At 50.1% G+C, this 19,758-nt stretch carries 23 protein-coding genes and 3 pseudogenes; 19 read left to right on the top strand and 7 right to left on the bottom strand.

Annotated elements, in window-relative coordinates:
- Nucleotides 1-4: 4 nt before the first annotated feature.
- Nucleotides 5-1,063 carry an ATP-grasp domain-containing protein gene (locus tag EOS98_RS23995; RefSeq protein WP_001035162.1) on the bottom strand — a complete coding sequence of 353 codons (1,059 nt, stop codon included), beginning with the start codon at nucleotides 1,061-1,063 and terminating at the stop codon, nucleotides 5-7.
- 323 nt (nucleotides 1,064-1,386) lie between these two features.
- Between EOS98_RS23995 and EOS98_RS23990 the strand changes: the two genes are divergently transcribed.
- The 8 genes from EOS98_RS23990 to EOS98_RS25030 all read left to right on the top strand — a co-directional run bounded on the left by EOS98_RS23990 (nucleotide 1,387) and on the right by EOS98_RS25030 (nucleotide 7,828).
- Nucleotides 1,387-1,968 (top strand): TerD family protein, encoded by a 582-nt coding sequence (locus EOS98_RS23990; protein ID WP_042634303.1) that lies wholly within the window; start codon nucleotides 1,387-1,389, stop codon nucleotides 1,966-1,968.
- Nucleotides 1,968-3,125 carry a TerD family protein gene (locus tag EOS98_RS23985; protein WP_001054787.1) on the top strand — a complete coding sequence of 386 codons (1,158 nt, stop codon included), beginning with the start codon at nucleotides 1,968-1,970 and terminating at the stop codon, nucleotides 3,123-3,125. The genes EOS98_RS23990 and EOS98_RS23985 overlap by 1 nt, the downstream gene beginning before the upstream one ends.
- A 22-nt stretch (nucleotides 3,126-3,147) precedes the next feature.
- Complete coding sequence (locus EOS98_RS23980) at nucleotides 3,148-3,603, top strand: tellurite resistance TerB family protein (protein ID WP_000007448.1); 456 nt, start codon at nucleotides 3,148-3,150, stop codon at nucleotides 3,601-3,603.
- A gap of 22 nt (nucleotides 3,604-3,625) precedes the next feature.
- Entirely contained in the window at nucleotides 3,626-4,666 is a 1,041-nt protein-coding gene (gene terC, locus EOS98_RS23975) for a tellurium resistance membrane protein TerC (protein WP_000255079.1), read from the top strand.
- Nucleotides 4,667-4,714: 48 nt separating this feature from the next.
- Nucleotides 4,715-5,293 carry a tellurium resistance membrane protein TerD gene (gene terD / locus EOS98_RS23970; protein ID WP_000116677.1) on the top strand — a complete coding sequence of 193 codons (579 nt, stop codon included), beginning with the start codon at nucleotides 4,715-4,717 and terminating at the stop codon, nucleotides 5,291-5,293.
- 67 nt (nucleotides 5,294-5,360) lie between these two features.
- Nucleotides 5,361-5,936, top strand: a complete 576-nt coding sequence (locus tag EOS98_RS23965; protein ID WP_000301242.1) for a TerD family protein — start codon at nucleotides 5,361-5,363, stop codon at nucleotides 5,934-5,936.
- Nucleotides 5,937-6,364: 428 nt separating this feature from the next.
- Entirely contained in the window at nucleotides 6,365-7,606 is a 1,242-nt protein-coding gene (locus EOS98_RS23955) for a vWA domain-containing protein (protein WP_001053338.1), read from the top strand.
- A 90-nt stretch (nucleotides 7,607-7,696) separates the two neighbouring features.
- Entirely contained in the window at nucleotides 7,697-7,828 is a 132-nt protein-coding gene (locus EOS98_RS25030; RefSeq protein WP_000374059.1) for a hypothetical protein, read from the top strand.
- A gap of 340 nt (nucleotides 7,829-8,168) precedes the next feature.
- Here EOS98_RS25030 and EOS98_RS23950 read toward each other — a convergent pair whose 3' ends face one another.
- From EOS98_RS23950 to EOS98_RS23940, 3 genes are all read right to left on the bottom strand, one after another.
- Entirely contained in the window at nucleotides 8,169-8,450 is a 282-nt protein-coding gene (locus EOS98_RS23950) for a hypothetical protein (protein WP_000077926.1), read from the bottom strand.
- A gap of 49 nt (nucleotides 8,451-8,499) precedes the next feature.
- Nucleotides 8,500-8,691, bottom strand: coding sequence for a hypothetical protein (locus EOS98_RS23945; RefSeq protein ID WP_000398480.1), 192 nt, complete (start codon nucleotides 8,689-8,691; stop codon nucleotides 8,500-8,502).
- Nucleotides 8,692-8,782: 91 nt separating this feature from the next.
- Nucleotides 8,783-9,124 (bottom strand): hypothetical protein, encoded by a 342-nt coding sequence (locus EOS98_RS23940; RefSeq protein ID WP_001151575.1) that lies wholly within the window; start codon nucleotides 9,122-9,124, stop codon nucleotides 8,783-8,785.
- Between the two features lie 372 nt (nucleotides 9,125-9,496).
- Here EOS98_RS23940 and EOS98_RS23935 point away from each other — a divergent pair, with 372 nt between their 5' ends.
- From EOS98_RS23935 to EOS98_RS23880, 10 genes and pseudogenes are all read left to right on the top strand, one after another.
- Nucleotides 9,497-9,889 (top strand): hypothetical protein, encoded by a 393-nt coding sequence (locus EOS98_RS23935; protein WP_000341066.1) that lies wholly within the window; start codon nucleotides 9,497-9,499, stop codon nucleotides 9,887-9,889.
- A 603-nt stretch (nucleotides 9,890-10,492) separates the two neighbouring features.
- A complete protein-coding gene (locus tag EOS98_RS23925) occupies nucleotides 10,493-10,786 on the top strand; it encodes a helix-turn-helix transcriptional regulator (protein WP_024136327.1) in 294 nt (97 codons plus the stop codon).
- Nucleotides 10,787-10,790: 4 nt separating this feature from the next.
- On the top strand, nucleotides 10,791-12,116 hold the full coding sequence (locus tag EOS98_RS23920) for a type II toxin-antitoxin system HipA family toxin (RefSeq protein WP_000088046.1): 1,326 nt from the start codon (nucleotides 10,791-10,793) through the stop codon (nucleotides 12,114-12,116).
- Between the two features lie 60 nt (nucleotides 12,117-12,176).
- Nucleotides 12,177-12,383 carry a hypothetical protein gene (locus EOS98_RS23915; RefSeq protein WP_000134171.1) on the top strand — a complete coding sequence of 69 codons (207 nt, stop codon included), beginning with the start codon at nucleotides 12,177-12,179 and terminating at the stop codon, nucleotides 12,381-12,383.
- Nucleotides 12,384-12,484: 101 nt separating this feature from the next.
- Nucleotides 12,485-12,895, top strand: coding sequence for a hypothetical protein (locus EOS98_RS23910; RefSeq protein ID WP_000985911.1), 411 nt, complete (start codon nucleotides 12,485-12,487; stop codon nucleotides 12,893-12,895).
- A gap of 12 nt (nucleotides 12,896-12,907) precedes the next feature.
- Nucleotides 12,908-13,723, top strand: coding sequence for an HNH endonuclease signature motif containing protein (locus tag EOS98_RS23905; protein WP_053276223.1), 816 nt, complete (start codon nucleotides 12,908-12,910; stop codon nucleotides 13,721-13,723).
- A gap of 253 nt (nucleotides 13,724-13,976) precedes the next feature.
- Nucleotides 13,977-14,153 carry a hypothetical protein gene (locus EOS98_RS24675; protein WP_164848126.1) on the top strand — a complete coding sequence of 59 codons (177 nt, stop codon included), beginning with the start codon at nucleotides 13,977-13,979 and terminating at the stop codon, nucleotides 14,151-14,153.
- Between the two features lie 36 nt (nucleotides 14,154-14,189).
- A complete protein-coding gene (locus tag EOS98_RS23900) occupies nucleotides 14,190-14,894 on the top strand; it encodes an IS6-like element IS26 family transposase (protein WP_001067855.1) in 705 nt (234 codons plus the stop codon).
- 53 nt (nucleotides 14,895-14,947) lie between these two features.
- Nucleotides 14,948-15,175: pseudogene (locus EOS98_RS23890) on the top strand (IS1 family transposase); the annotation flags it as partial.
- A gap of 145 nt (nucleotides 15,176-15,320) precedes the next feature.
- Complete coding sequence (locus EOS98_RS23880; RefSeq protein ID WP_105278499.1) at nucleotides 15,321-15,578, top strand: hypothetical protein; 258 nt, start codon at nucleotides 15,321-15,323, stop codon at nucleotides 15,576-15,578.
- 36 nt (nucleotides 15,579-15,614) lie between these two features.
- Here the strand turns inward: EOS98_RS23880 and EOS98_RS23875 are convergent, their stop codons facing one another.
- On the bottom strand, nucleotides 15,615-16,583 hold the full coding sequence (locus tag EOS98_RS23875; RefSeq protein WP_077783444.1) for an IS5 family transposase: 969 nt from the start codon (nucleotides 16,581-16,583) through the stop codon (nucleotides 15,615-15,617).
- 16 nt (nucleotides 16,584-16,599) lie between these two features.
- On the opposite strand from EOS98_RS23875, the pseudogene EOS98_RS23865 reads away from it, so the two are divergent.
- A pseudogene (locus EOS98_RS23865) lies at nucleotides 16,600-16,893 on the top strand (peptidoglycan DD-metalloendopeptidase family protein); the annotation flags it as partial.
- A gap of 33 nt (nucleotides 16,894-16,926) precedes the next feature.
- On the opposite strand, the gene EOS98_RS23860 reads toward EOS98_RS23865, so the two are convergent.
- Both EOS98_RS23860 and silP read right to left on the bottom strand, forming a co-directional pair.
- Nucleotides 16,927-17,124 carry a DUF2933 domain-containing protein gene (locus tag EOS98_RS23860; protein ID WP_000843497.1) on the bottom strand — a complete coding sequence of 66 codons (198 nt, stop codon included), beginning with the start codon at nucleotides 17,122-17,124 and terminating at the stop codon, nucleotides 16,927-16,929.
- 40 nt (nucleotides 17,125-17,164) lie between these two features.
- Nucleotides 17,165-19,629, bottom strand: a pseudogene (gene silP, locus EOS98_RS23855) (Ag(+)-translocating P-type ATPase SilP).
- Nucleotides 19,630-19,758: the final 129 nt, after the last annotated feature.

Here is a 19,758-nt window from a genome sequence, read left to right as displayed (position 1 = left end):
CGCCTTAATTCAGATGGTTAGAGAGTGATTCCGGGTAAACGATGACATCTGTGATGGATCTCACTGCAACCGGAGAAAAGGTATTTCTGGCGCTCTGGATCACCGCATCTTCAGACATCAGACCGAGCTTAAAGGCAGCAAACAACCCGGGAAGGTTCACCCCGCTGTGAAGGGTATAACCCACCCCGCCTGACGGACGCATGTTGGTTTCAAGCAGCACCGGGTTGCCATTCACATCGTTTCGCGTCTGAACATTCACCAGCCCGTCGGCCTTCATAACCCGGGCGCAGTCACAAGCCAGTTCCCAGGCGCTTCCTTCGTTTACCAGATACTGGATAGCCCCTTCCTTACGGCGTCCCACGGCTGCGAGTATTTCGCCCTTATCCGCGAGGATATCGACGGAAAATTCCGGGCCTGGCAGGTACGGCATCAAAACAAGGGGTTTAAACGACTCAGAAGCCGATGCTGCTGCAATATACTGTTGCGGACTGACCAGACGATGTTCGGGATGATTAAAGACGGCCATGGGCGAAGCACTGTCATCAAAGCGCCAGAATCCCATGCCATAGATACCCGTCACCGGCTTCACGCATACCGGGCTGTCCGAGAACGGCGGGGCCGCGAGGTGCGTCTTTAATTCTGCCAGCGTATTCACCCGCCAGGACGGTACGACCGGGAGCCCGTTTTGCTCCATAAACTGAGCAAAAGTAACTTTTTCGTCAGCCAGAGTTAACCAGTCGACGCCTGTTGCACCGGTAGTAAGGGTGGCTCCGGTCGATTCAATGGCTGAACGGTGTTCTTCAAACCACTGGCTGTTACGGCCAGTATGAATATGGTGGATGCCGTAGGTCTGAATGGTTTCCTGAATAAACTGAAGACGTTTTTGAGGATCTTCAGGTTCAGTCAAAGAATAATCGGCAACGGAAAGAATTTCATGTCTTTCGTTACGGTGGGAGGCAAATACGGTAATAGCAAAATTATTTTTTTGTGCAAATGATTTTACCCCCTGAATAATATCTCGCTGGGAGGACAAACCTTCCATAAACCAAATTTTCTTGTTCATTTTTTTTAATTATCCGGAACGCCATGCAAATTTATGATTGAGAAGTGAGTCTATGAGTGTCTACGCTACATGTCAATCATAATATGATTAATAACTTCAGTGGTTATGGAGTGCGTCAGTGTTTTTTTTAGTGCCTTATAACGTATTGATATTTAAATTAAAAATAGAAAAATGAACACCATGAAAAGGATTTATTTTTGTGTTTTTGAAGAAAACTACCAAAATTTCCCTTGTCAGAGAACTTCATCATGATATGATTTTCTTCGTCAGTTACTAAATATACCTTTGATTGTCTCGGTCATTACCATTTTAAGGAATAAAACATGGTTTCATTAAGTAAGAACCAGACGGTATCACTCAGCAAAGAATCTTCAGCATTAAGCCAGCTTCAATTCGGTCTCGGTTGGGATCCGGTTAAGAAAAAAGGTCTTCTTGGAGGATTGTTTGGAGGCAACGACTCAATCGATCTCGATGCTGGCTGCGTATTAATGGACAGCACCGGTAAAACAATTGACACCATCTGGTTCCGCAAACTGGAATCCACCTGCGGCGCTGTTGTGCACAGTGGCGATAACCTGACCGGTGAGGGTGACGGTGACGATGAGGTGATTAAGGTCAACCTCTCCCGACTGCCTGCAAACGTTGAATACCTGGCGTTTACGGTAAACAGCTTCCGTGGTCAGTCGTTCAATGACGTCGAAAACGCGTTCTGCCGCGTTGTCGATCAAACCGGCAAAGAGCTGGCTCGCTACAAGCTGACTGAGCAGGGCTCACATACCGGGATCGTTATTTCTTCGCTGCGCCGTAATAACGGCAACTGGGACTTTACCGCCCTTGGCCATGCCTGTCGCGGCCGCACAATTGACGATATGCACTCCGATATCGTTTCAGCGGTTATTCGCTAATGAACCTGACGCCGGGGGGCAATGCCCCCGTTCCAGCCCAGGAGTTGCGGGTCCGGATCACCTCGGGCGGCCAGGTGGATGCTTCGGCGTTTCGCCTGTATGCCGACGGGAAGGTGCAGGGTGATGCGGACATGGTGTTTTATGGTCAGCCACGTAACGATGATGGTACCGTCAGCCTGGTCAGTGAAGGCCAGTACTCAACCTTTACTGTCGCGCTCAACCGGCTGAAACCTGATGTCCAGAAAATTGCGTTCACCGTGACCTGTGACGGTGGGCAGACGGTGTCCGGTCTTCGTAATCTTTCCATCGACGTGGAGCAAGGGGCTACCGGCCTGGTTAGCGGCAGTGTCGAACTGAGCGGCCGTCAGGAAGCAGCCTTAATTCTGGGTGAATTTTACCGTCGTAATAATGACTGGAAATTCCGCTTCGTTGCGCAGGGGTTCAACGGTGGACTTAAACCGCTGGCAGAGCATTTCGGCGTAAATATTGCCGACGAACCGGCTCCCGCAGCCCCGACTCCTCCGGTTGTAACCCCTCCGCCAGTTGAGACAAAAATCAGCCTGAGCAAGGTATCGCTGACAAAAGAGAAGCCTGCAATCAGCCTGACCAAACGGGATAACTTCGGTGAAATCCGGATCAACCTGAACTGGCACCGGGGCAGCGGCAAATCAGGCTTTGCAGGCATGTTCGGCTCCAAAGGAATCGACCTGGATCTGGGGGCCTTTGTTGAGCTTCAGGACGGGTATAAATCGGTCATTCAGGCGCTCGGTAATGCATTCGGTAATTATCGCGATGAACCGTATGTTCAGCTCAAGGGCGATGACCGGACGGGTGATGTATCAGACGGCGAGTGGCTGCATATCAATGGACGTGAATGGAAGCATATCCGCGAAGTGCTGATTTACGCCTTTATTTATGAAGGTGTTCCCAGCTGGGACAAGACTGATGGTGTGGTCACCATTCATGTGCCGGATCAACCGCCCATTGAGACCCGCCTGACCGAAGGTGAAAACCGTCGCACATTGTGCGCCATTGCCAGACTCGTAAACGAAAACGGCGCAATTAAAGTCGAGCGAATTAACCAGTACTTCAAAGGCCAGGACGAAATGGACCGGGCATTTGGCTGGGGATTTCGCTGGAGCGCCGGTTCTAAATAACACAGCAACAAAGGAAACAGGTATGAGCTTTTTCGACAAGGTAAAAGGTGCCATTAACTCTGGCCGGGACGAACTGACCCGCCAGGTTGGTCGTTTCAAAAACAAAAAATTTATGCACGGCACCGTTGCTGTATGTGCCCGTATTGCCGTATCGAGTGACGGCGTGAGTTCGGAAGAAAAGCAGAAAATGATGGGCTTTCTTCGCTCTTCAGAAGAGCTGAAGGTCTTCGATACCAATGAGGTGATCGAGTTCTTCAATAAACTGGTTTCAAGCTTCGATTTCGATGTTGAAATCGGCAAGGGCGAAACCATGAAATACATCCTGGCGCTGAAAGATCAGCCTGAGGCCGCTCAGCTGGCCTTACGTGTTGGTATTGCCGTTGCGAAAAGTGACGGTAACTTCGATCAGGACGAGAAACTGGCCTCCCGCGAGATCGCTATCGCGTTGGGCTTCGACCCGGCTGAATTTGGCCTCTGATCCACATCCCTAAGGGTAAAATATGGTTTCCACACACATCGGCTTCCCGACTGAAACGGTCATTGTTTTCATTGCGCTTTCAGTCGGTGCCATCTTTATTGACCTGTTTATGCACCGTGATGACAAGCCCATTTCCCTGAAGAGTGCGGCGCTCTGGTCCGTATTCTGGGTTGTGGTTGCGATGGCATTTGCCGGTTTCCTCTACATCCACCACGGTGCTGAGGTTGCCAGCCTGTTTGTAACGGGTTATGCGCTGGAGAAAGTGCTGTCGGTCGACAACCTGTTTGTCATGATGGCCATCTTCTCCTGGTTCGCCGTTCCTGATCGTTACCGCCACCGTGTTCTCTACTGGGGGATCATTGGTGCCATCGTCTTCAGGGGCATCTTTGTCGCCATCGGTACGAGCCTGCTGAGTCTGGGGCCGTATGTTGAAGTTGTCTTCGCTATCATCGTCGCCTGGACGGCGGTCATGATGCTTAAAAGCGGTGATGACGATGATGAAATTGAGGATTATTCCCAGCATCTGGCTTACCGCATGGTTAAACGCTTCTTCCCTATCTGGCCGAAGCTCAGAGGTCATGCTTTCCTGCTTAACCAGAAGGAAGTGGATGCCGAACTGGCGAAACCAGAAAACAGCGATGTCACCATTGGCCGTGGTAAAAAGGCGGCGCTGTATGCGACCCCTCTGTTCCTGTGTGTGGCCGTGGTTGAACTCTCGGATGTTATGTTTGCGTTTGACTCGGTACCGGCAATCATTGCCGTCAGTCGTGAACCGCTTATCGTCTATAGTGCCATGATGTTTGCTATCCTGGGCCTGCGTACTCTGTACTTTGTCCTTGAAGCACTGAAACAGTACCTGGTTCATCTGGAGAAGGCCGTTATCGTGCTGCTGTTCTTCATCGCGGCAAAACTGGGCCTGAATGCGACCGATCACATTTGGCATCATGGTTACAGCATCGCGGCGACAACCAGCCTGTATGTTGTACTGGGTGTTTTGGCGCTGGGCATTCTCGCAAGCGTCATGTTCCCGGGCAAACCTGAATCTGAGGAAAAGGGGAGCTGATCCCCTGAAGTGTTAACCTGAACAATTACTAATCGAAGAGGTTATTTTATGAGTGTTTCTCTTTCCAAAGGCGGGAACGTCTCCCTGAGTAAAGCAGCTCCGTCAATGAAAAACGTCCTGGTGGGCCTTGGCTGGGATGCGCGTTCAACAGACGGTCAGGACTTTGACCTGGATGCTTCAGCATTCCTGCTGGCCGCAAATGGCAAAGTGCGCGGCGATTCAGATTTCATCTTCTATAACAACCTGACGTCATCTGACGGTTCCGTAACCCATACCGGTGATAACCGTACCGGTGAAGGTGATGGTGATGATGAATCGCTGAAAATTAAACTGGACGCCGTCCCGTCTGATGTTGACAAGATCATCTTCGTTGTCACTATCCATGATGCTCAGGCTCGTCGCCAGAGCTTTGGTCAGGTATCCGGTGCGTTTATTCGCCTGGTCAATGACGATAACCAGACTGAAGTCGCTCGCTACGATCTGACCGAAGATGCGTCCACTGAGACTGCCATGCTGTTCGGCGAGCTGTATCGCCACAATGGTGAGTGGAAATTCCGCGCAGTGGGCCAGGGTTATGCTGGTGGTCTGGCATCTGTATGTGCTCAGTACGGCATTAACGCGTCCTGATCGAAAAGTAACTTTTCACCCGGGGCTGTTAATGCAGCCCTCATTCAACTGTTTGCAGGAGCTAAAAATGGCAGTTTCTCTCGTAAAAGGCGGCAACGTATCTCTGACCAAAGAAGCACCAACCATGAATATCGCTATGGTTGGCCTCGGCTGGGATGCCCGTGTAACTGACGGTCAGGCTTTTGACCTGGACGCTTCCGTGTTCGCAGTAGGCGAAGACGGTAAAGTGCTGTCAGATGCGCATTTCATTTTCTTCAATAACAAAACCAGCCCTGATGGCGCGGTAGAGCACCAGGGCGACAACCGTACCGGTGAAGGCGACGGTGACGATGAGCAGGTCAAAATCGATCTGACCAAAGTCTCAGCAGATATCAAAAAACTGGTGTTTGCCGTTACCATCTATGATGCAGAAGCGCGTAAACAAAACTTCGGCATGGTGAGCAACAGCTTCATGCGCGTTTACAACAACGACAACGGCACGGAAATTGCCCGTTTCGATCTGTCTGAAGATGCCTCAACCGAAACCGCTATGGTCTTCGGTGAACTGTATCGTCATGGCGCTGAGTGGAAGTTTAAAGCTGTCGGTCAGGGCTTTGCCGGTGGCCTGGCGGCTCTTGCCTCCCAGCACGGCGTTAACATCTAAAACAACGCTGAATCATACCCCGGCAATGCCGGGGTTTTTTTTGGTTGCGATCCGCTTTCAGGAGGGAGTAGTAGAAAGGGGACTGGAAATTTCAGAAAGCAGGTCATGTTAATTCAGACCTGAGCCTTTTAAAGGCAGGAAACGGATTTATCTCTGGTTGCTGGTTAAAGCCGGTATTCCGTGCCTTTTATCAACAGAATGCCCCTCTGATATATGTTACTTTTGCGGTTTATGAAGGAACGGGATCTGGAACATAAGATACCCGGTCAATCAAAATTCCAGTTCAACAGGTATAGAAACTTCAGCGTGATGAAATATGGTGTCACACCATATATACGCCTCACCAGAAATCCAGCGTCCTGAACTAAGCCTGGGGAACATATATAAGCGCTGCGCTTTAAAAATAATCAAAAATCAGGAGAGTTAATGTGAATCTACAATCCGGACAAAACATACCGCTTCAGCAATCTGCGATCAGGCTGAATCTTCAGTACCCTGCCAAATCCGGCTTTAAAGGCGAACCCGATACCTGCCTCTTCCTGCTTAATGCTCAGGGAAAGGTAACCGGCGATTCTGACTTTATCTTTTATAATAATCTGTCTTCTCCTGAAGGGGCAGTAAAGCTCGTTACCGGTTCTCAGCAGTCCAGCATTGAGATAGCACTGGATCGTGTTCCGGCGAACGTCAGTAAGATTGCGATCACCGTTGTCATTGATGGTGAAGATACTATCAGTGGGCTCAGTTTATTGAGCATTCAGGCTCCTGGTATCGCTGATTTTCAGGCTGAGACTCAGGGCCGCAGTGAGAAAGCAATCATCCTGGGTGAAGTATATCGGCACAATGGCGCCTGGAAGCTTCGTGCGCTCGGGCAGGGTTTCAACGGTGGTCTTGAGCCTCTGGCCATTAGCTTTGGCGTTGATGTCGCACAGCCAGCTCCGCAGCCAGCAAAGCCTGCTCGTATCAGTCTGGAAAAGAAACTTGAAACCAGATCTCCGCGCCTCGTAAGCCTCGCTAAAAAAGCCTCGGTCAGTCTCACTAAAAATAAACTGGACACCCTTGAGGCAGCGGTTGCATTTGTACTTGACGCATCCGGCTCAATGAGTGGCCAGTTCAGTAAGGGCAACGTTCAGTCTGTGCTGGACCGCATCGCCGTTCTTGCCGCCCAGTTCGACGACGACGGTGAAATGGATGTCTGGGGATTTGGAGAGAAGCACAAGAAGTATCCAAACGTCACACTGGACAACCTGGACACATATATTCAGTCCATTCGCGGGTCTGGAAAGCGTTCAGCCTGGGAGAACCTGCCGGGACTTGGTGGGACAAACAATGAGCCCCCTGTGATGGAAGAAATTGTCGACTACTTTAAGGACTCGAAAATCCCGGTATATGTTGTATTTATTACCGATGGCGGGATCAGCAAGACCCGGGCGATTAAAGATGCAATCCGGCGTTCTGCCAACTACCCCATCTTCTGGAAGTTTGTCGGCCTGGGTGGTTCAAGCTACGGTATCCTCAAAAATCTGGATGACTTTACTGACCGCCGGGTTGATAACACCCACTTCTTTGCCATGGATGATTTCGGTTCGATCAGCGATGAAAAGTTATATGATAATTTACTGGAAGAATTCAGACCGTGGATCGATGAAACAAAAAGGTTAGGCATCCTGTAATACGCACAGTTTTCGCATGGTTAAAGGAGCTCTACAGCAGCTTAATACTGTAGAGCCTTTGTTCACTGGAAATCGTACAGGGAGGAGCATATGGACCGCATCAAGTACCTGAAATGGATAGCTGAAGAATCACCAACTGATGATGAAATCGACAACTACGATAGTATCATTAGTCGGGGCGCAGAAAGGGCCGAGAAGGTTCAGTTGTCTTTAAGACGTTAATATACGGGAGTTTAAATGTTCGCAGAAATCAAAGATAATTATTCGTTAGGTGGATAAAGAAAGGTTGCCATTACCAGCTTTCGACGAGTCGAAAATAAAAACCTTATTTATAGTGACAGGGAGTATGAGCTGACGCTTGCCAATGGAACAATAATTAAAAATGTACTTAGAAAAGAAGAGTGGGAACTGTTAGAAAGCAATTCAATTAAGGTTATATTATAACGAAAATATATTTACAGTTTTGGATAGGTTTCAAACGAGTCCGGACATTTGTACCTGAAGTATCTGACATTACAGTTAAGTGACGATTATGCCAGCACGTCTGTTGCTGGCAGCTTAGCTATCGGTCTAAAAGCTGATCCATTAATAATTCTTCGTAAAGCCCAGAGGTATCGGGCTTTATTACAATATCCGTTATTTCGAAGCGTTCAAGTACAAATTGCAGATATTCCGGAGTAACGTAGTAGGGATCAGGTTCAGCCAGATTAGTATAGAGTGGGTCTTCTGCTGCATTAATGTCATAATCAATGCACATATGAAACCACTGCAAAGGTGGATCCCAGCCTAACATCACCTGAACAATTCCCTGATTGCTTTTCACCTCATACCAGTGCTGGCTCATACTTAGTCCTTAAGAAAATTTGTCATCGGAAAATAACACGAAGCCTGCATCATCGAGGCGCATAACCTTCTTCCCTTAACGCCTGTTGTAATTTATCAACTGCGCTTTTCATTACCCAGGCTTCTTCGTCACTCACAGCACAACCACGTAGATCGCTCCAGCTCAGACGTTTAACAAATTGAGCAAGGGCCATAGTTTCGTTCTCATCAAGCCGCAAACTCAGTGTCTCAATACCTTCCACAATCTAACCTCCCTTATAATGAAAAATGGCGCTTTACTTCTGACCAGATGCCGAAGCCTTGAATGCAGCCGGAACTGTCGTTGTTTCTACTTTACAGAAATGGAATTAAAAAGTGGTGATGCTGGGCACGTTTCTTTTCCAGCCGGGGTTTAAGCCAGAGCTGAAACTCATTCAACTTCTCAGCAGCCAAAACCGCTTCAACGGGGAAAACTTTATATTTACCCTGTTGCTGAGGTTCACCCAGCCATCGCCTGATGGCTCCGTCAGTCCATAAACGAGTCTCTTTTAGCCTAGTTACAGTGACCCATTTTCTGGACCATTCATCAAATTGTCGCTGGCGATCCCGATAACGTTGTTCTTCCTGCTGCCGAAGCCACTCGCGATCAACAGCAAATTTTCGGTATCCAACAAAGAGCCCTTGTACTTTGGCCATGTCATATTCCGGTTGCTTAGAGTTACTCATTCAACCAAAACCTAAACGTCGATACAAACTCTGTTTCATAACCAGGGTTTTATCCTTACCGCGACAGTAAGTAACAGGGGCTGCATAAACCGGTCATTTAGTCCGTTATGCAAAAATTATTGAGGATCCGGGCTGTTAAACTGTTCTTCCTCTTTCGCTTCCGGTGAAAAGGGGAGGTGTCACCCTGCGAGCCCGTGTAGTGAAAGGGATTCGTCGTAATACAGGCCAAAGGCTAACATGACCGCAAAGGACGCCCGGGCGACCGGATACCTGCCGGGTTGTGCGATGTAAAATCCGGAAGCAGTGATAACACAAACAGGCCCCTACAGCGTAAGGATTGTGATGGACGATAAAGAGCAGTTTACGAATCTTGTGGCAAAGCATGCCTCCGGACTCACCGAAGAGCAGCTGGCCGGGTACGATGCCTGTTCCCTGGATGGTGAATGCGTCACGCCTTCATACGAGGTTTTCCGGGGGTATCGTACCCGCCACACACTGGATGAATTTCTGGAGATGGCCATATCGCTGAATGCCATCCACCCGGATGAATATTTAACGGATATGCTGCTGAAGCCTCATGAGGTGATCGGCGCTCTGGCCGATGAAGGCGACCAGCTGAACAACGCCACCCCGGTTTATTTCTTTCCGGATACCGGCGTCTATGCAGCGGCCGTTAGTGAAACCCGGGTGCTCGATGCCTGGCTTTGCTGGCCATGCTACCCGGCGAACTGGTAACGCGGCCGTTGGAATTGCACCGGCCGGATACGAATTTAACCGATCCCGTGGCGGGAAGGCTATCAGAGTTGCATGTCCTCATCCCTCAAGCCCCCTGCCAGGCCCCAACGTGCTGTCAGGCTTCGCCTGATTCCCGATCTGCGCCGATACTTCAGCCGATAACTTTTTGTTTTCTTTTTATTTTCTTCCCATTTCCTCAAAAATCGCGGGCGGCGTGGACAGGGCACCATTGCCGCATGTGGGGTCTTAATAAGGGCAGGGTGGTCAGTTTTGCTCGATGCCATGGGTAGGCCCTCCCCTTCATGGGATGAGGACATGCAAGTAAGCTAACTATCTGAAATGACGAAGGTTCATTTGGTGAATGTCGCTTCATATTAATGTTGTGTCACTTATGATCGTATGTAGCTGGTTGCAAAGAGGAGCGATGAGACAATAAAGTTGTATCGCTAACAAGATTTATGCTGCCACATAGTAACAGCCTAAAAGTTGTACGCCCTATTTAACAGCTTTTAGGCTGTTAATTTGATATTACAGCTTTTAGGGTGTATGTTTAGGAAACAGCCTGCAAGGTGTATCAGAGGAAACTACTGAGGCCAGCTTATGATCAATAATGATTACCCGTTAAACACGCTCAACCAGCTGCGTCCCTTGCTCATTGGTTTTCGCAAGGCGAATGGCCTGACGCAAAAAGACCTGTCCGAAAGGTTAGGCGTCACTCAACAGACATACTCACGTCTGGAAGCCAACCCTGCCAGTGCGAGCATTGAACGGCTATTCAAGGTGTTTTCCATCCTGGGCGTAAAAATCAGCTTCTCCTCGGCAACCACCTCTTCAGAGAGGAAGCAGACGGAAGAAATGCTTAAATCAAACTCACCTGCACGACAGGAGGATTGGTAACGATATGAGCCGGAAACAGCAACGTCTGGTAATTTGGATGAACGGCATCAAAGTCGGGTACTGGGAAAAAAGCAAAGGGGTAGACAGCTTAGAATACCTTCCTGAATGGGTTGCTGACGAACAGGGAAGGCCGCTGTCATTGTCCCTTCCTTTTACTCCCGGGAACCAGGTCTGGCGTGGAAATGTGGTACGTGACTATTTTGATAATTTACTGCCGGACAGCGAAGGCATACGCAGACGTCTGGCAATGCGTTACAAGGCCGATAGCCTGGAGCCTTTTGATCTGCTGACGGAGCTGGGAAAAGACTGCGTGGGCGCGATACAGCTGCTTCATGACGGAGATGAACCCACTGATTTATATTCCGTGAAGTATCACCCGCTTACTGAATCAGAAATTGCGGCAACTTTGCGTAATACCACGGAGACATTGCTACCGGGCAGGCCAGAAGATAACGACGACTTACGTTTATCTATTGCCGGTGCTCAGGAGAAAACAGCCCTACTGTGGCATGAAGATCGGTGGTGTATGCCGGAGGGTAATACACCAACGACGCATATATTCAAGCTACCGCTCGGACTTGTGGGGAACATGAAAGCCGACATGAGCTCGTCGGTTGAAAATGAATGGCTCTGCTCGGTACTTCTCGGCCAGTACGGGCTCCCCGTGGCAAGAACGCAGATTGCTCACTTTGAAGATCAGAAAGCGCTGGTGGTAGAACGTTTTGACCGAAAATGGTCAGGAGACGGACAATGGATCATTCGTTTACCCCAGGAGGATATGTGTCAGGCCCTGGGCGTTTCGCCATTACGAAAATATCAGGCGGACGGCGGGCCAGGTATATCGGAAATTATGGAGGTTCTGAGTAATTCAGACCGTGCTGAGCGTGACAAAGCGCAGTTTTTTATGACGCAGATAATTTTCTGGATGATGGCCGCAACAGATGGCCACGCTAAAAATTTCAGTATTTCTATTGGGCCACAGGGACGTTATCACCTTACACCAAACTATGATGTGTTGTCGGCATGGCCGGTGATCGGTCATGGGAACAATCAGATATCCTGGCAGAAGTGCAAACTGGCGATGGCCGTACGTGGCAGTAGCAACTATTACCAGATATATCGAATACAACGACGCCACTGGATCAGGCATGGTGAGATAACCGGCCTGAGTAAACAGCAGACAGAGGCGATGATAGAGGAAATCATCGCCAGAACCCCGGGTGTCATTGAACGTGTTAGCGGGCTTCTTCCGGACCAGTTCCCCCAGCAGCTTGCGGAAAGTATTTTTGATGGAATGAGGCAGCAATGCAGGCGCCTGGCTGAGAAATGACAGCCGCAATTTATAGTGTGCATGTTTTCAGAATAGCTGATGTAAGCGTGAGGATTCAGTATGACTGAAGAACAAAAAAGAATAGAGCGGGCTATTGAGTTGGCTTGTCGTTACGGCGGAACCGATGAAATGCATCATCTGCAATGGGTCGTGGATCAGATGGTAAGAGAACTTGCTGGAGAACGTTATGCACAGATTGTAGCTGATGCCACCAGCGGAGAAGATGGGCCTGATACTTACAAATGGAGTGTTGGGATCGCGCCTTAACAGCTGTCGGTCTGGGGGTGAAAACGTATTCTTCATTCAGCGAATTCCCAGGCTTCACATTAAGACTAAAGCGGCGGCCGCAGTAACGTAAGAGAAAATAAATGGCTATTTTAGCAATCATTGCAGTTATCGCCCTGGGTGGGTACGCCTACGGATTTATTAAAACCCGTGAGCTGAGCGCTTTGCGTAAAGAAATGAAACTATACGTGGATCGCATGGAAGCGGCGGAGCTGGACTTACACGCAATCAGAAGTGTAGCGGAGCACCGGTTGCACGGTGCAGGTAAACAGTTTGCCGACCTTTACAGCCGTATCGACGGTGCAACTGTGACGCTGACACCCGAAGATCAGCTGTTACTGGCAACGATGCCATTTAATATTCAGGATGTAGAAGACATCGTAAACGAGCGCGGTCCAAAGACAATTAGCGGCCGTCCATTCTGGGAAGTTGAGCCAGGCCCGCATGATTATGAATATGGCCCGCAATATCCGTATTTCCCAGACCAGCGCTAGGAAGAGATCAAGATGAGAGAGCCAAGACCACGCCATACCTTGCAGGTCATTCGTGTACCTTCTCTGGAGGTTCAGGACCTGGGGCTGACCAGCTTTGATAGCTGGCTTGACGAGCACGGGTATGACAAAACGAATGCCAGAAATAACCGTACCATCTGGGCGAGAGAAGGCGGATGGCATCTGAAACGTTGCAGAAATCTTGAAACTGGCACGGACGATTTCTGGTTTATCGCTTTCGATGGTAAAGGCGGGAAGATTTACCCGCTGAAAACCCAAAGAGACTACCGGGCTGCATATCGTAAGCTGGAAGCAGAAGGTTATGCGCCTGCGGTCATCGAGCAAATGACCACAGGCGCAGCATATAACCTGGCCTATCCACGTTCCATCCTAAAACAAGCTGAGACGGCCACCAGCGAGCCAATTCGGAAACCTGACGTAGATATCCAGGGTGAGCACTGCGAGCGCGTAGTGACGCAACGTAGTGGCGTGGCACAGGGTAAATTCAAAGCTCTGCTCATCGAGAATTTCGCAGGCCGTTGTGCGGTAACCGGTTGGGTTAATGGAGGTGTCCTGGATGCGGCACACATTGAACATGGAACCCGGTACAATCCGTCTAATGGCATCCTGATGACTCCAACAATGCATGCGCTGTTTGATGCCGATCTTATGGGCATAGATCCGGCCACCCTGACCGTTCATTTTAAGCCAGGCATTGAGGTGGGCGAGCTGTTTGAAGGCCGTAAAATCACACCGCTGGTGTACGATCTGGACTTAGAGCGGCTGGCCGTACGCTGGGCAGAATACCAGGGCCTTGCTCAGGACCAATGAAGGGTGACAGCCAGGTTGTGCCTAAACCTGGCAGTAAAACCTGCATGCCACAAACCTTTAAATTCTGACTCAAGAGCCTGGCACAAGATAAAAGCGAAATGAAAAGGTTAAAACCGGTGCACCAGACCTCTTAGGTTTAATACCTGAGCCAGTATACTGGCAGTCTCAGGTAAGTGGGTATCATACACTTCAGAAATATCCACACCGAGATAACCGCAACAGTTAAAGAGCTAAAAAGGACGGTTTTAATTTTATGAATAAAACAGCTTTAATTATGATTCTGGGAATCCTCGGATGTGGTAAAGCATTTGCAGCCACTGAATTACAGCTCCAGCAAAAACGCGTTATGCATTTCTGTGCCAATGCCAGCCTTCCGTTGTTGATTGCCGGTACAACTTATGCGGGCACTGTTGCAAATAGTCGGTGGTGATAAACTTATCATCCCCTTTTGCTGATGGAGCTGCACATGAACCCATTCAAAGGCCGGCATTTTCAGCGTGACATCATTCTGTGGGCCGTACGCTGGTACTGCAAATACGGCATCAGTTACCGTGAGCTGCAGGAGATGCTGGCTGAACGCGGAGTGAATGTCGATCACTCCACGATTTACCGCTGGGTTCAGCGTTATGCGCCTGAAATGGAAAAACGGCTGCGCTGGTACTGGCGTAACCCTTCCGATCTTTGCCCGTGGCACATGGATGAAACCTACGTGAAGGTCAATGGCCGCTGGGCGTATCTGTACCGGGCCGTCGACAGCCGGGGCCGCACTGTCGATTTTTATCTCTCCTCCCGTCGTAACAGCAAAGCTGCATACCGGTTTCTGGGTAAAATCCTCAACAACGTGAAGAAGTGGCAGATCCCGCGATTCATCAACACGGATAAAGCGCCCGCCTATGGTCGCGCGCTTGCTCTGCTCAAACGCGAAGGCCGGTGCCCGTCTGACGTTGAACACCGACAGATTAAGTACCGGAACAACGTGATTGAATGCGATCATGGCAAACTGAAACGGATAATCGGCGCCACGCTGGGATTTAAATCCATGAAGACGGCTTACGCCACCATCAAAGGTATTGAGGTGATGCGTGCACTACGCAAAGGCCAGGCCTCAGCATTTTATTATGGTGATCCCCTGGGCGAAATGCGCCTGGTAAGCAGAGTTTTTGAAATGTAAGGCCTTTGAATAAGACAAAAGGCTGCCTCATCGCTAACTTTGCAACAGTGCCCTTTGACGTGGTGATATGGATGACGGATGGCTGGCCGCTGTATGAATCCCGCCTGAAGGGAAAGCTGCACGTAATCAGCAAGCGATATACGCAGCGAATTGAGCGGCATAACCTGAATCTGAGGCAGCACCTGGCACGGCTGGGACGGAAGTCGCTGTCGTTCTCAAAATCGGTGGAGCTGCATGACAAAGTCATCGGGCATTATCTGAACATAAAACACTATCAATAAGTTGGAGTCATTACCTTGAGCGTCTATACAAAGTTTTAAATATTTTAGGAGTGGAGATTTCGCTTAGTTCTGCGCCACTTTCTACTTATACAAAGCCTGCAAATTTTGTAGAAAAGGAGTTTGATTCACCGGCAAGGCGTGAAGAATGGTGATAGAAGCCTGGCTATTTGATAAGCCTGTACATCAGGCACAGTCCCTAAATGGTGTTTATCATGCCGTCAGGTTAACAACTTTATCAATTGGAAGATCAATGCAGTCTGACGGGAAAGCGCTTTCAGAAAAGAGTTTAAAAACAGGGCCAGTAAGCTTCGCTCTTTCCACATTGCCCATTTGCTCCGGCGCTTGCAGTAATGTAAAAATCTCCTTCGAAAACAATCATCCTAAGGCTTTGTTGAATAAATAAGATTTCGTGCGAACGACCCTGTAGCTGGCTGGATTTTCAGGCAATACGCACGCTTTCTGGCATCCCAGCCTTTGTCATCCTGTTCAACGCACGCACCATGGCCATAGCTTCCGCTACCTGACCATCGTAGTCACGCTGCGTCAGTGAATCTCCCAACAACTGCTTCATTCTGTACATTGCCGTTTCCGCTATCGAGCGACGGTTATATTCCGTTGTCCATTTCCACCGTGCATTGCTTCCGCTCAGCCGCTGATTAGCAACGGCACGGTTGCGGTCTGCGTACTCACCGGGCCAGTAACCTGCTCCTTTTCGGGGAGGAATAAGCGCGCTGATTTTTTTGCGGCGCAGTTCATCGTGACAGAGCCGGGTATCGTAAGCCCCGTCTGCCGCGGCTGCCCTGATTTTTCTGTGAGTCTGCCGGATAAGGCCCGGGAAGGCTTCTGAGTCCGTGACGTTATTCAGCGACAGGTCTGCACAGACAACTTCATGTGTGTTGCTGTCAACAGCAAGATGCAACTTTCGCCAGATACGACGGCGCTCTTTGCCGTGCTTTCTGACTTTCCATTCGCCTTCACCAAAGACCTTCAGCCCGGTGGAATCAATCACCAGGTGTGCGATTTCACCCCGGGTGGACGTTTTGAAACTGACATTAACCGACTTTGCCCGCTTACTGACACTGGTGTAATCCGGGCAGCGCAACGGAACGTTCATCAGGGCAAAAATGGAATCAATAAAACCCTGCGCAGCCCGCAGGGTCAGCCGGAATACGCGTTTAATCACCAGAACGGTGGTGATGGCGAGATCAGAATAGCGCTGGGGCCTTCCTCGTGATGAAGGCGTTGCCGACTCATACCAGGCCTGAATCGCTTCATCATCCAGCCAGAAAGTGAGGGAGCCACGGTTGATGAGAGCTTTGTTGTAGGTGGACCAGTTGGTGATTCTGAACTTTTGCTTTGCCACGGAATGGTCTGTGTTGTCGGGAGGATGCGTGATCTGATCCTTCAACTCAGCAAAAGTTCGATTTATTCAACAAAGCCGATATTTTGTTGAAGTAACAGGAAAAGCCGGTGTTAAAACTCGCTATCTCCACCTCAATAAAATACTCGTTACTAAAGGGGCCAGGGTTACCCGGGGAGGCGCTATTGCGTTATCCGGTAACAGCGGACGTTCATCCGGTCCTCATCTGCATTACGAGCTGGTCATCAATAACAATCCTGTTAACTCACTGGCGTTCCGGGCAGCGGCACCCGCTGATAACAAACTTGAACAGCATGCCTTTGCGCATGCCAGAGACTACGAACGATACCTGGACTGATAACGGGGCCGCGACGCGGCCCCGTCTGCCGGATTAATTTTTTTTATCGTTTTCACTTCCTTGATGTTGATGATCTCCATGCCCTCCGTGGCCGTGGAAAAGATGCATGAGCGGGCAGACCAGCAATAACAGATATGGCCAGTAACCTGCCACATGTGACCAGTGTTCGCGCAGGAGGGCAAATGCCGCGATCGCGGCGACAGCAATAAGCGCATAGGTGGTACTTTTCATACTGGACTCCTTCTGTTCGTAACAGCCCCTTCACTCAGTGTTATTTCCCGAGCCTGACACTTTTCAGACGCAACGCATTCACAATGACGCTGACGGAGGAAAGAGCCATGGCCGCCGCCGCAATAACTGGCGACAGCAGTATTCCATACACAGGATAAAGCAGGCCTGCAGCCACAGGCACGCCAAGTGCGTTGTAGATAAATGCAAAAAACAGATTCTGTCGGATATTTTTCATGGTGATTTCTGACAGATGACGGGCCCTGTTCAGTATCATCAAGTCGCCTTTGAGAAGGGTGACTCCGGCACTTTCAATTGCCACATCTGTACCCGTTCCCATGGCTATTCCCACGTCAGCCGCTGCCAGCGCCGGGGCATCATTCACACCGTCTCCGGCCATCGCAACCACATGGCCAGACGCTTTCAGTCGGGTTATCACTGCTTTTTTGCCATCCGGCAGAATCCCGGCTTCAACCTCATCTATTCCCAGTTTCCGTGCGACTGCTTCAGCAGTAAGCTGGTTATCCCCGGTGAGCATAACAATGCGGATCCCCGCCTGACGCAAAGCTTTAAGCGCATCCGGCGTGGTTGCTTTCACGGGATCCGAGATAGCTATCAGGCCTGCAAGGTACCCATCTGTGGCCACATAGATAACGGTAGCGCCTTCCATCCGCAACTTATCCGCAACGGCCTTTTGATTATCAATAACGATACTGTTTTCCTGCATAGCCAGTTCATTACCAATAACAACCCGTTGACCTTCAACATCGCCTGAAACACCTTTCCCCGACGGAGCATTGAAATCACTGACTGCGGGTATCATGATCCCCCTGTGCTGGGCTGCCCGGACTACAGCCATACCCAGCGGATGCTGCGAGCCTTTTTCCACTGCGGCCGCTACACGTAAAAGAGATGCTTCCCCACCCGGATTGAGACTGATAATCCCTGTCACCGTAGGCGAACCTTCCGTGAGCGTGCCTGTTTTGTCGACAACCAGCGTGTCCACTTTTTCAAGACGCTCAAGGGCTTCGGCATTCCTGATTAACACCCCGGCCTGGGCTCCTTTGCCTACCCCCACCATTATCGACATCGGTGTGGCCAGCCCCAGTGCGCAGGGGCAGGCAATAATCAGGACCGACACAGCCGCAATCAGACCGTGCGCCATCCTGGGCTCGGGCCCCCAGACAGACCAGATCACGAAAGCAACAACCGCGATAAGTATCACCAGAGGAACAAACCAGCCTGAAACGCTGTCAGCCATTCTCTGGATGGGGGCACGCGAACGCTGTGCATCAGCGACCATCTGAACAATTCGTGAGAGCATCGTTTCATCACCGACTTTCTCTGCACGGATGATAAGACTACCTGTCTGATTAATCGTCCCCCCAATGACAGGGTCATCCTTCGTTTTGGTAACCGGCATAGACTCCCCGGTCACCATCGATTCATCAACGGTTGTTTTGCCTTCGATCACGATACCGTCGACCGGAATACTCTCTCCAGGTCTGATGCGGAGCTTATCGCCAGGCAGGACATCTTCCGCATTAATATCCGTTTCATGACCGTCATGATCCAGCCGTCTGGCGGTTTTGGGGGCGCAGTAATGGCGCCTGAGGTTTGTTCCCGTGCCCGCAGCTCAAGAACCTGTCCCAGCAGAACAAGCACCGTAATAACTGCTGCGGCTTCAAAATAAACGGCCACCAGGCCATCCATGTTTCTGAACGATGCAGGAAACCAGGAGGGGAAGACGGTTGCAATGACGCTGTAAACCCAGGCTACGCCGGTCCCCATTGCAACAAGGGTAAACATATTCAGGGAGCGGTTACGTAACGACATTCCGGCCCGGGCGAAGAATGGCCAGCCACACCACAACACGACAGGGGAGGCCAGAAGCAACTGCAGCCATGTGTTGTACTGTGGCGGTACTGTATTCCTCAAGTCGGGAAACAGATGAGATCCCATTTCGAGTACCAGAACCGGAAACGCCAGCAACAACCCCAGCCAGAAGCGTCTTGTCATGTCGTGAAGTTCATCACTCGGCCCCGTGGATGCCGTAGCTACGAGCGGCTCCAGTGCCATTCCACAGACAGGACAGCTTCCGGGACCACTGCGGCGTATCTCCGGGTGCATCGGACATGTCCACACACCTTCAGAATTCTCTTTTTCCGCCTGGTGGTGAGGCTGTTTTATCTGATCAGGGCTGACTTCGTGATGATCGTGGTGATGGTGATGGGAATGTTCACTGGCATCTTCGGTAAGATAACGATCGGGATGGGCTTTAAATTTACTCTCACAGCTGGCGGAGCAGAAATAAAGTTGATGGTCCTGGTATCGAATGCTGCTGTGCGCCCTGTCGGGCAGGATGGCCATCCCGCACACGGGATCTCTCACCTTATGCAATACGTGGCCCTCGTCCGGGGATAATGTCTGCTCAGAAGCAGTCTGGTTGTTGTGTTGCACTGCATTGTTATTTTTCACTGTAACTCTCCTTATGCATATCTGAAGCATTTTCTGTCTTCAGGGTATGTCATGGATGCGATTACCACGAATATCGCCGGCACAGGAGTGCCTGCTACCGGCGTCCCGTTATCAGCCGTTCCGCTGACTATTCGATTCGCTGGAAGGCACTGTTGCAAA

It is taken from the genome of Salmonella sp. SSDFZ69 (assembly GCF_004010755.1).
Classification (GTDB): Bacteria; Pseudomonadota; Gammaproteobacteria; order Enterobacterales; family Enterobacteriaceae; genus Salmonella; species Salmonella enterica.
This window is presented reverse-complemented; position numbering and strand designations above follow the sequence as displayed.

Bases quoted from the DNA above. Each gene is read 5' to 3' on its own strand.
- EOS98_RS23995 (WP_001035162.1), bottom strand. From the start codon at position 1,063: ATGAACAAGAAAATTTGGTTTATGGAAGGTTTGTCCTCCCAGCGAGAT.
- EOS98_RS23990 (WP_042634303.1), top strand. From the start codon at position 1,387: ATGGTTTCATTAAGTAAGAACCAGACGGTATCACTCAGCAAAGAATCT.
- EOS98_RS23985 (WP_001054787.1), top strand. From the start codon at position 1,968: ATGAACCTGACGCCGGGGGGCAATGCCCCCGTTCCAGCCCAGGAGTTG.
- EOS98_RS23980 (WP_000007448.1), top strand. From the start codon at position 3,148: ATGAGCTTTTTCGACAAGGTAAAAGGTGCCATTAACTCTGGCCGGGAC.
- terC (WP_000255079.1), top strand. From the start codon at position 3,626: ATGGTTTCCACACACATCGGCTTCCCGACTGAAACGGTCATTGTTTTC.
- terD (WP_000116677.1), top strand. From the start codon at position 4,715: ATGAGTGTTTCTCTTTCCAAAGGCGGGAACGTCTCCCTGAGTAAAGCA.
- EOS98_RS23965 (WP_000301242.1), top strand. From the start codon at position 5,361: ATGGCAGTTTCTCTCGTAAAAGGCGGCAACGTATCTCTGACCAAAGAA.
- EOS98_RS25030 (WP_000374059.1), top strand. From the start codon at position 7,697: ATGGACCGCATCAAGTACCTGAAATGGATAGCTGAAGAATCACCAACT.
- EOS98_RS23950 (WP_000077926.1), bottom strand. From the start codon at position 8,450: ATGAGCCAGCACTGGTATGAGGTGAAAAGCAATCAGGGAATTGTTCAG.
- EOS98_RS23940 (WP_001151575.1), bottom strand. From the start codon at position 9,124: ATGGCCAAAGTACAAGGGCTCTTTGTTGGATACCGAAAATTTGCTGTT.
- EOS98_RS23935 (WP_000341066.1), top strand. From the start codon at position 9,497: ATGGACGATAAAGAGCAGTTTACGAATCTTGTGGCAAAGCATGCCTCC.
- EOS98_RS23920 (WP_000088046.1), top strand. From the start codon at position 10,791: ATGAGCCGGAAACAGCAACGTCTGGTAATTTGGATGAACGGCATCAAA.
- EOS98_RS23915 (WP_000134171.1), top strand. From the start codon at position 12,177: ATGACTGAAGAACAAAAAAGAATAGAGCGGGCTATTGAGTTGGCTTGT.
- EOS98_RS23910 (WP_000985911.1), top strand. From the start codon at position 12,485: ATGGCTATTTTAGCAATCATTGCAGTTATCGCCCTGGGTGGGTACGCC.
- EOS98_RS23905 (WP_053276223.1), top strand. From the start codon at position 12,908: ATGAGAGAGCCAAGACCACGCCATACCTTGCAGGTCATTCGTGTACCT.
- EOS98_RS24675 (WP_164848126.1), top strand. From the start codon at position 13,977: ATGAATAAAACAGCTTTAATTATGATTCTGGGAATCCTCGGATGTGGT.
- EOS98_RS23900 (WP_001067855.1), top strand. From the start codon at position 14,190: ATGAACCCATTCAAAGGCCGGCATTTTCAGCGTGACATCATTCTGTGG.
- EOS98_RS23880 (WP_105278499.1), top strand. From the start codon at position 15,321: ATGGTGATAGAAGCCTGGCTATTTGATAAGCCTGTACATCAGGCACAG.
- EOS98_RS23860 (WP_000843497.1), bottom strand. From the start codon at position 17,124: ATGAAAAGTACCACCTATGCGCTTATTGCTGTCGCCGCGATCGCGGCA.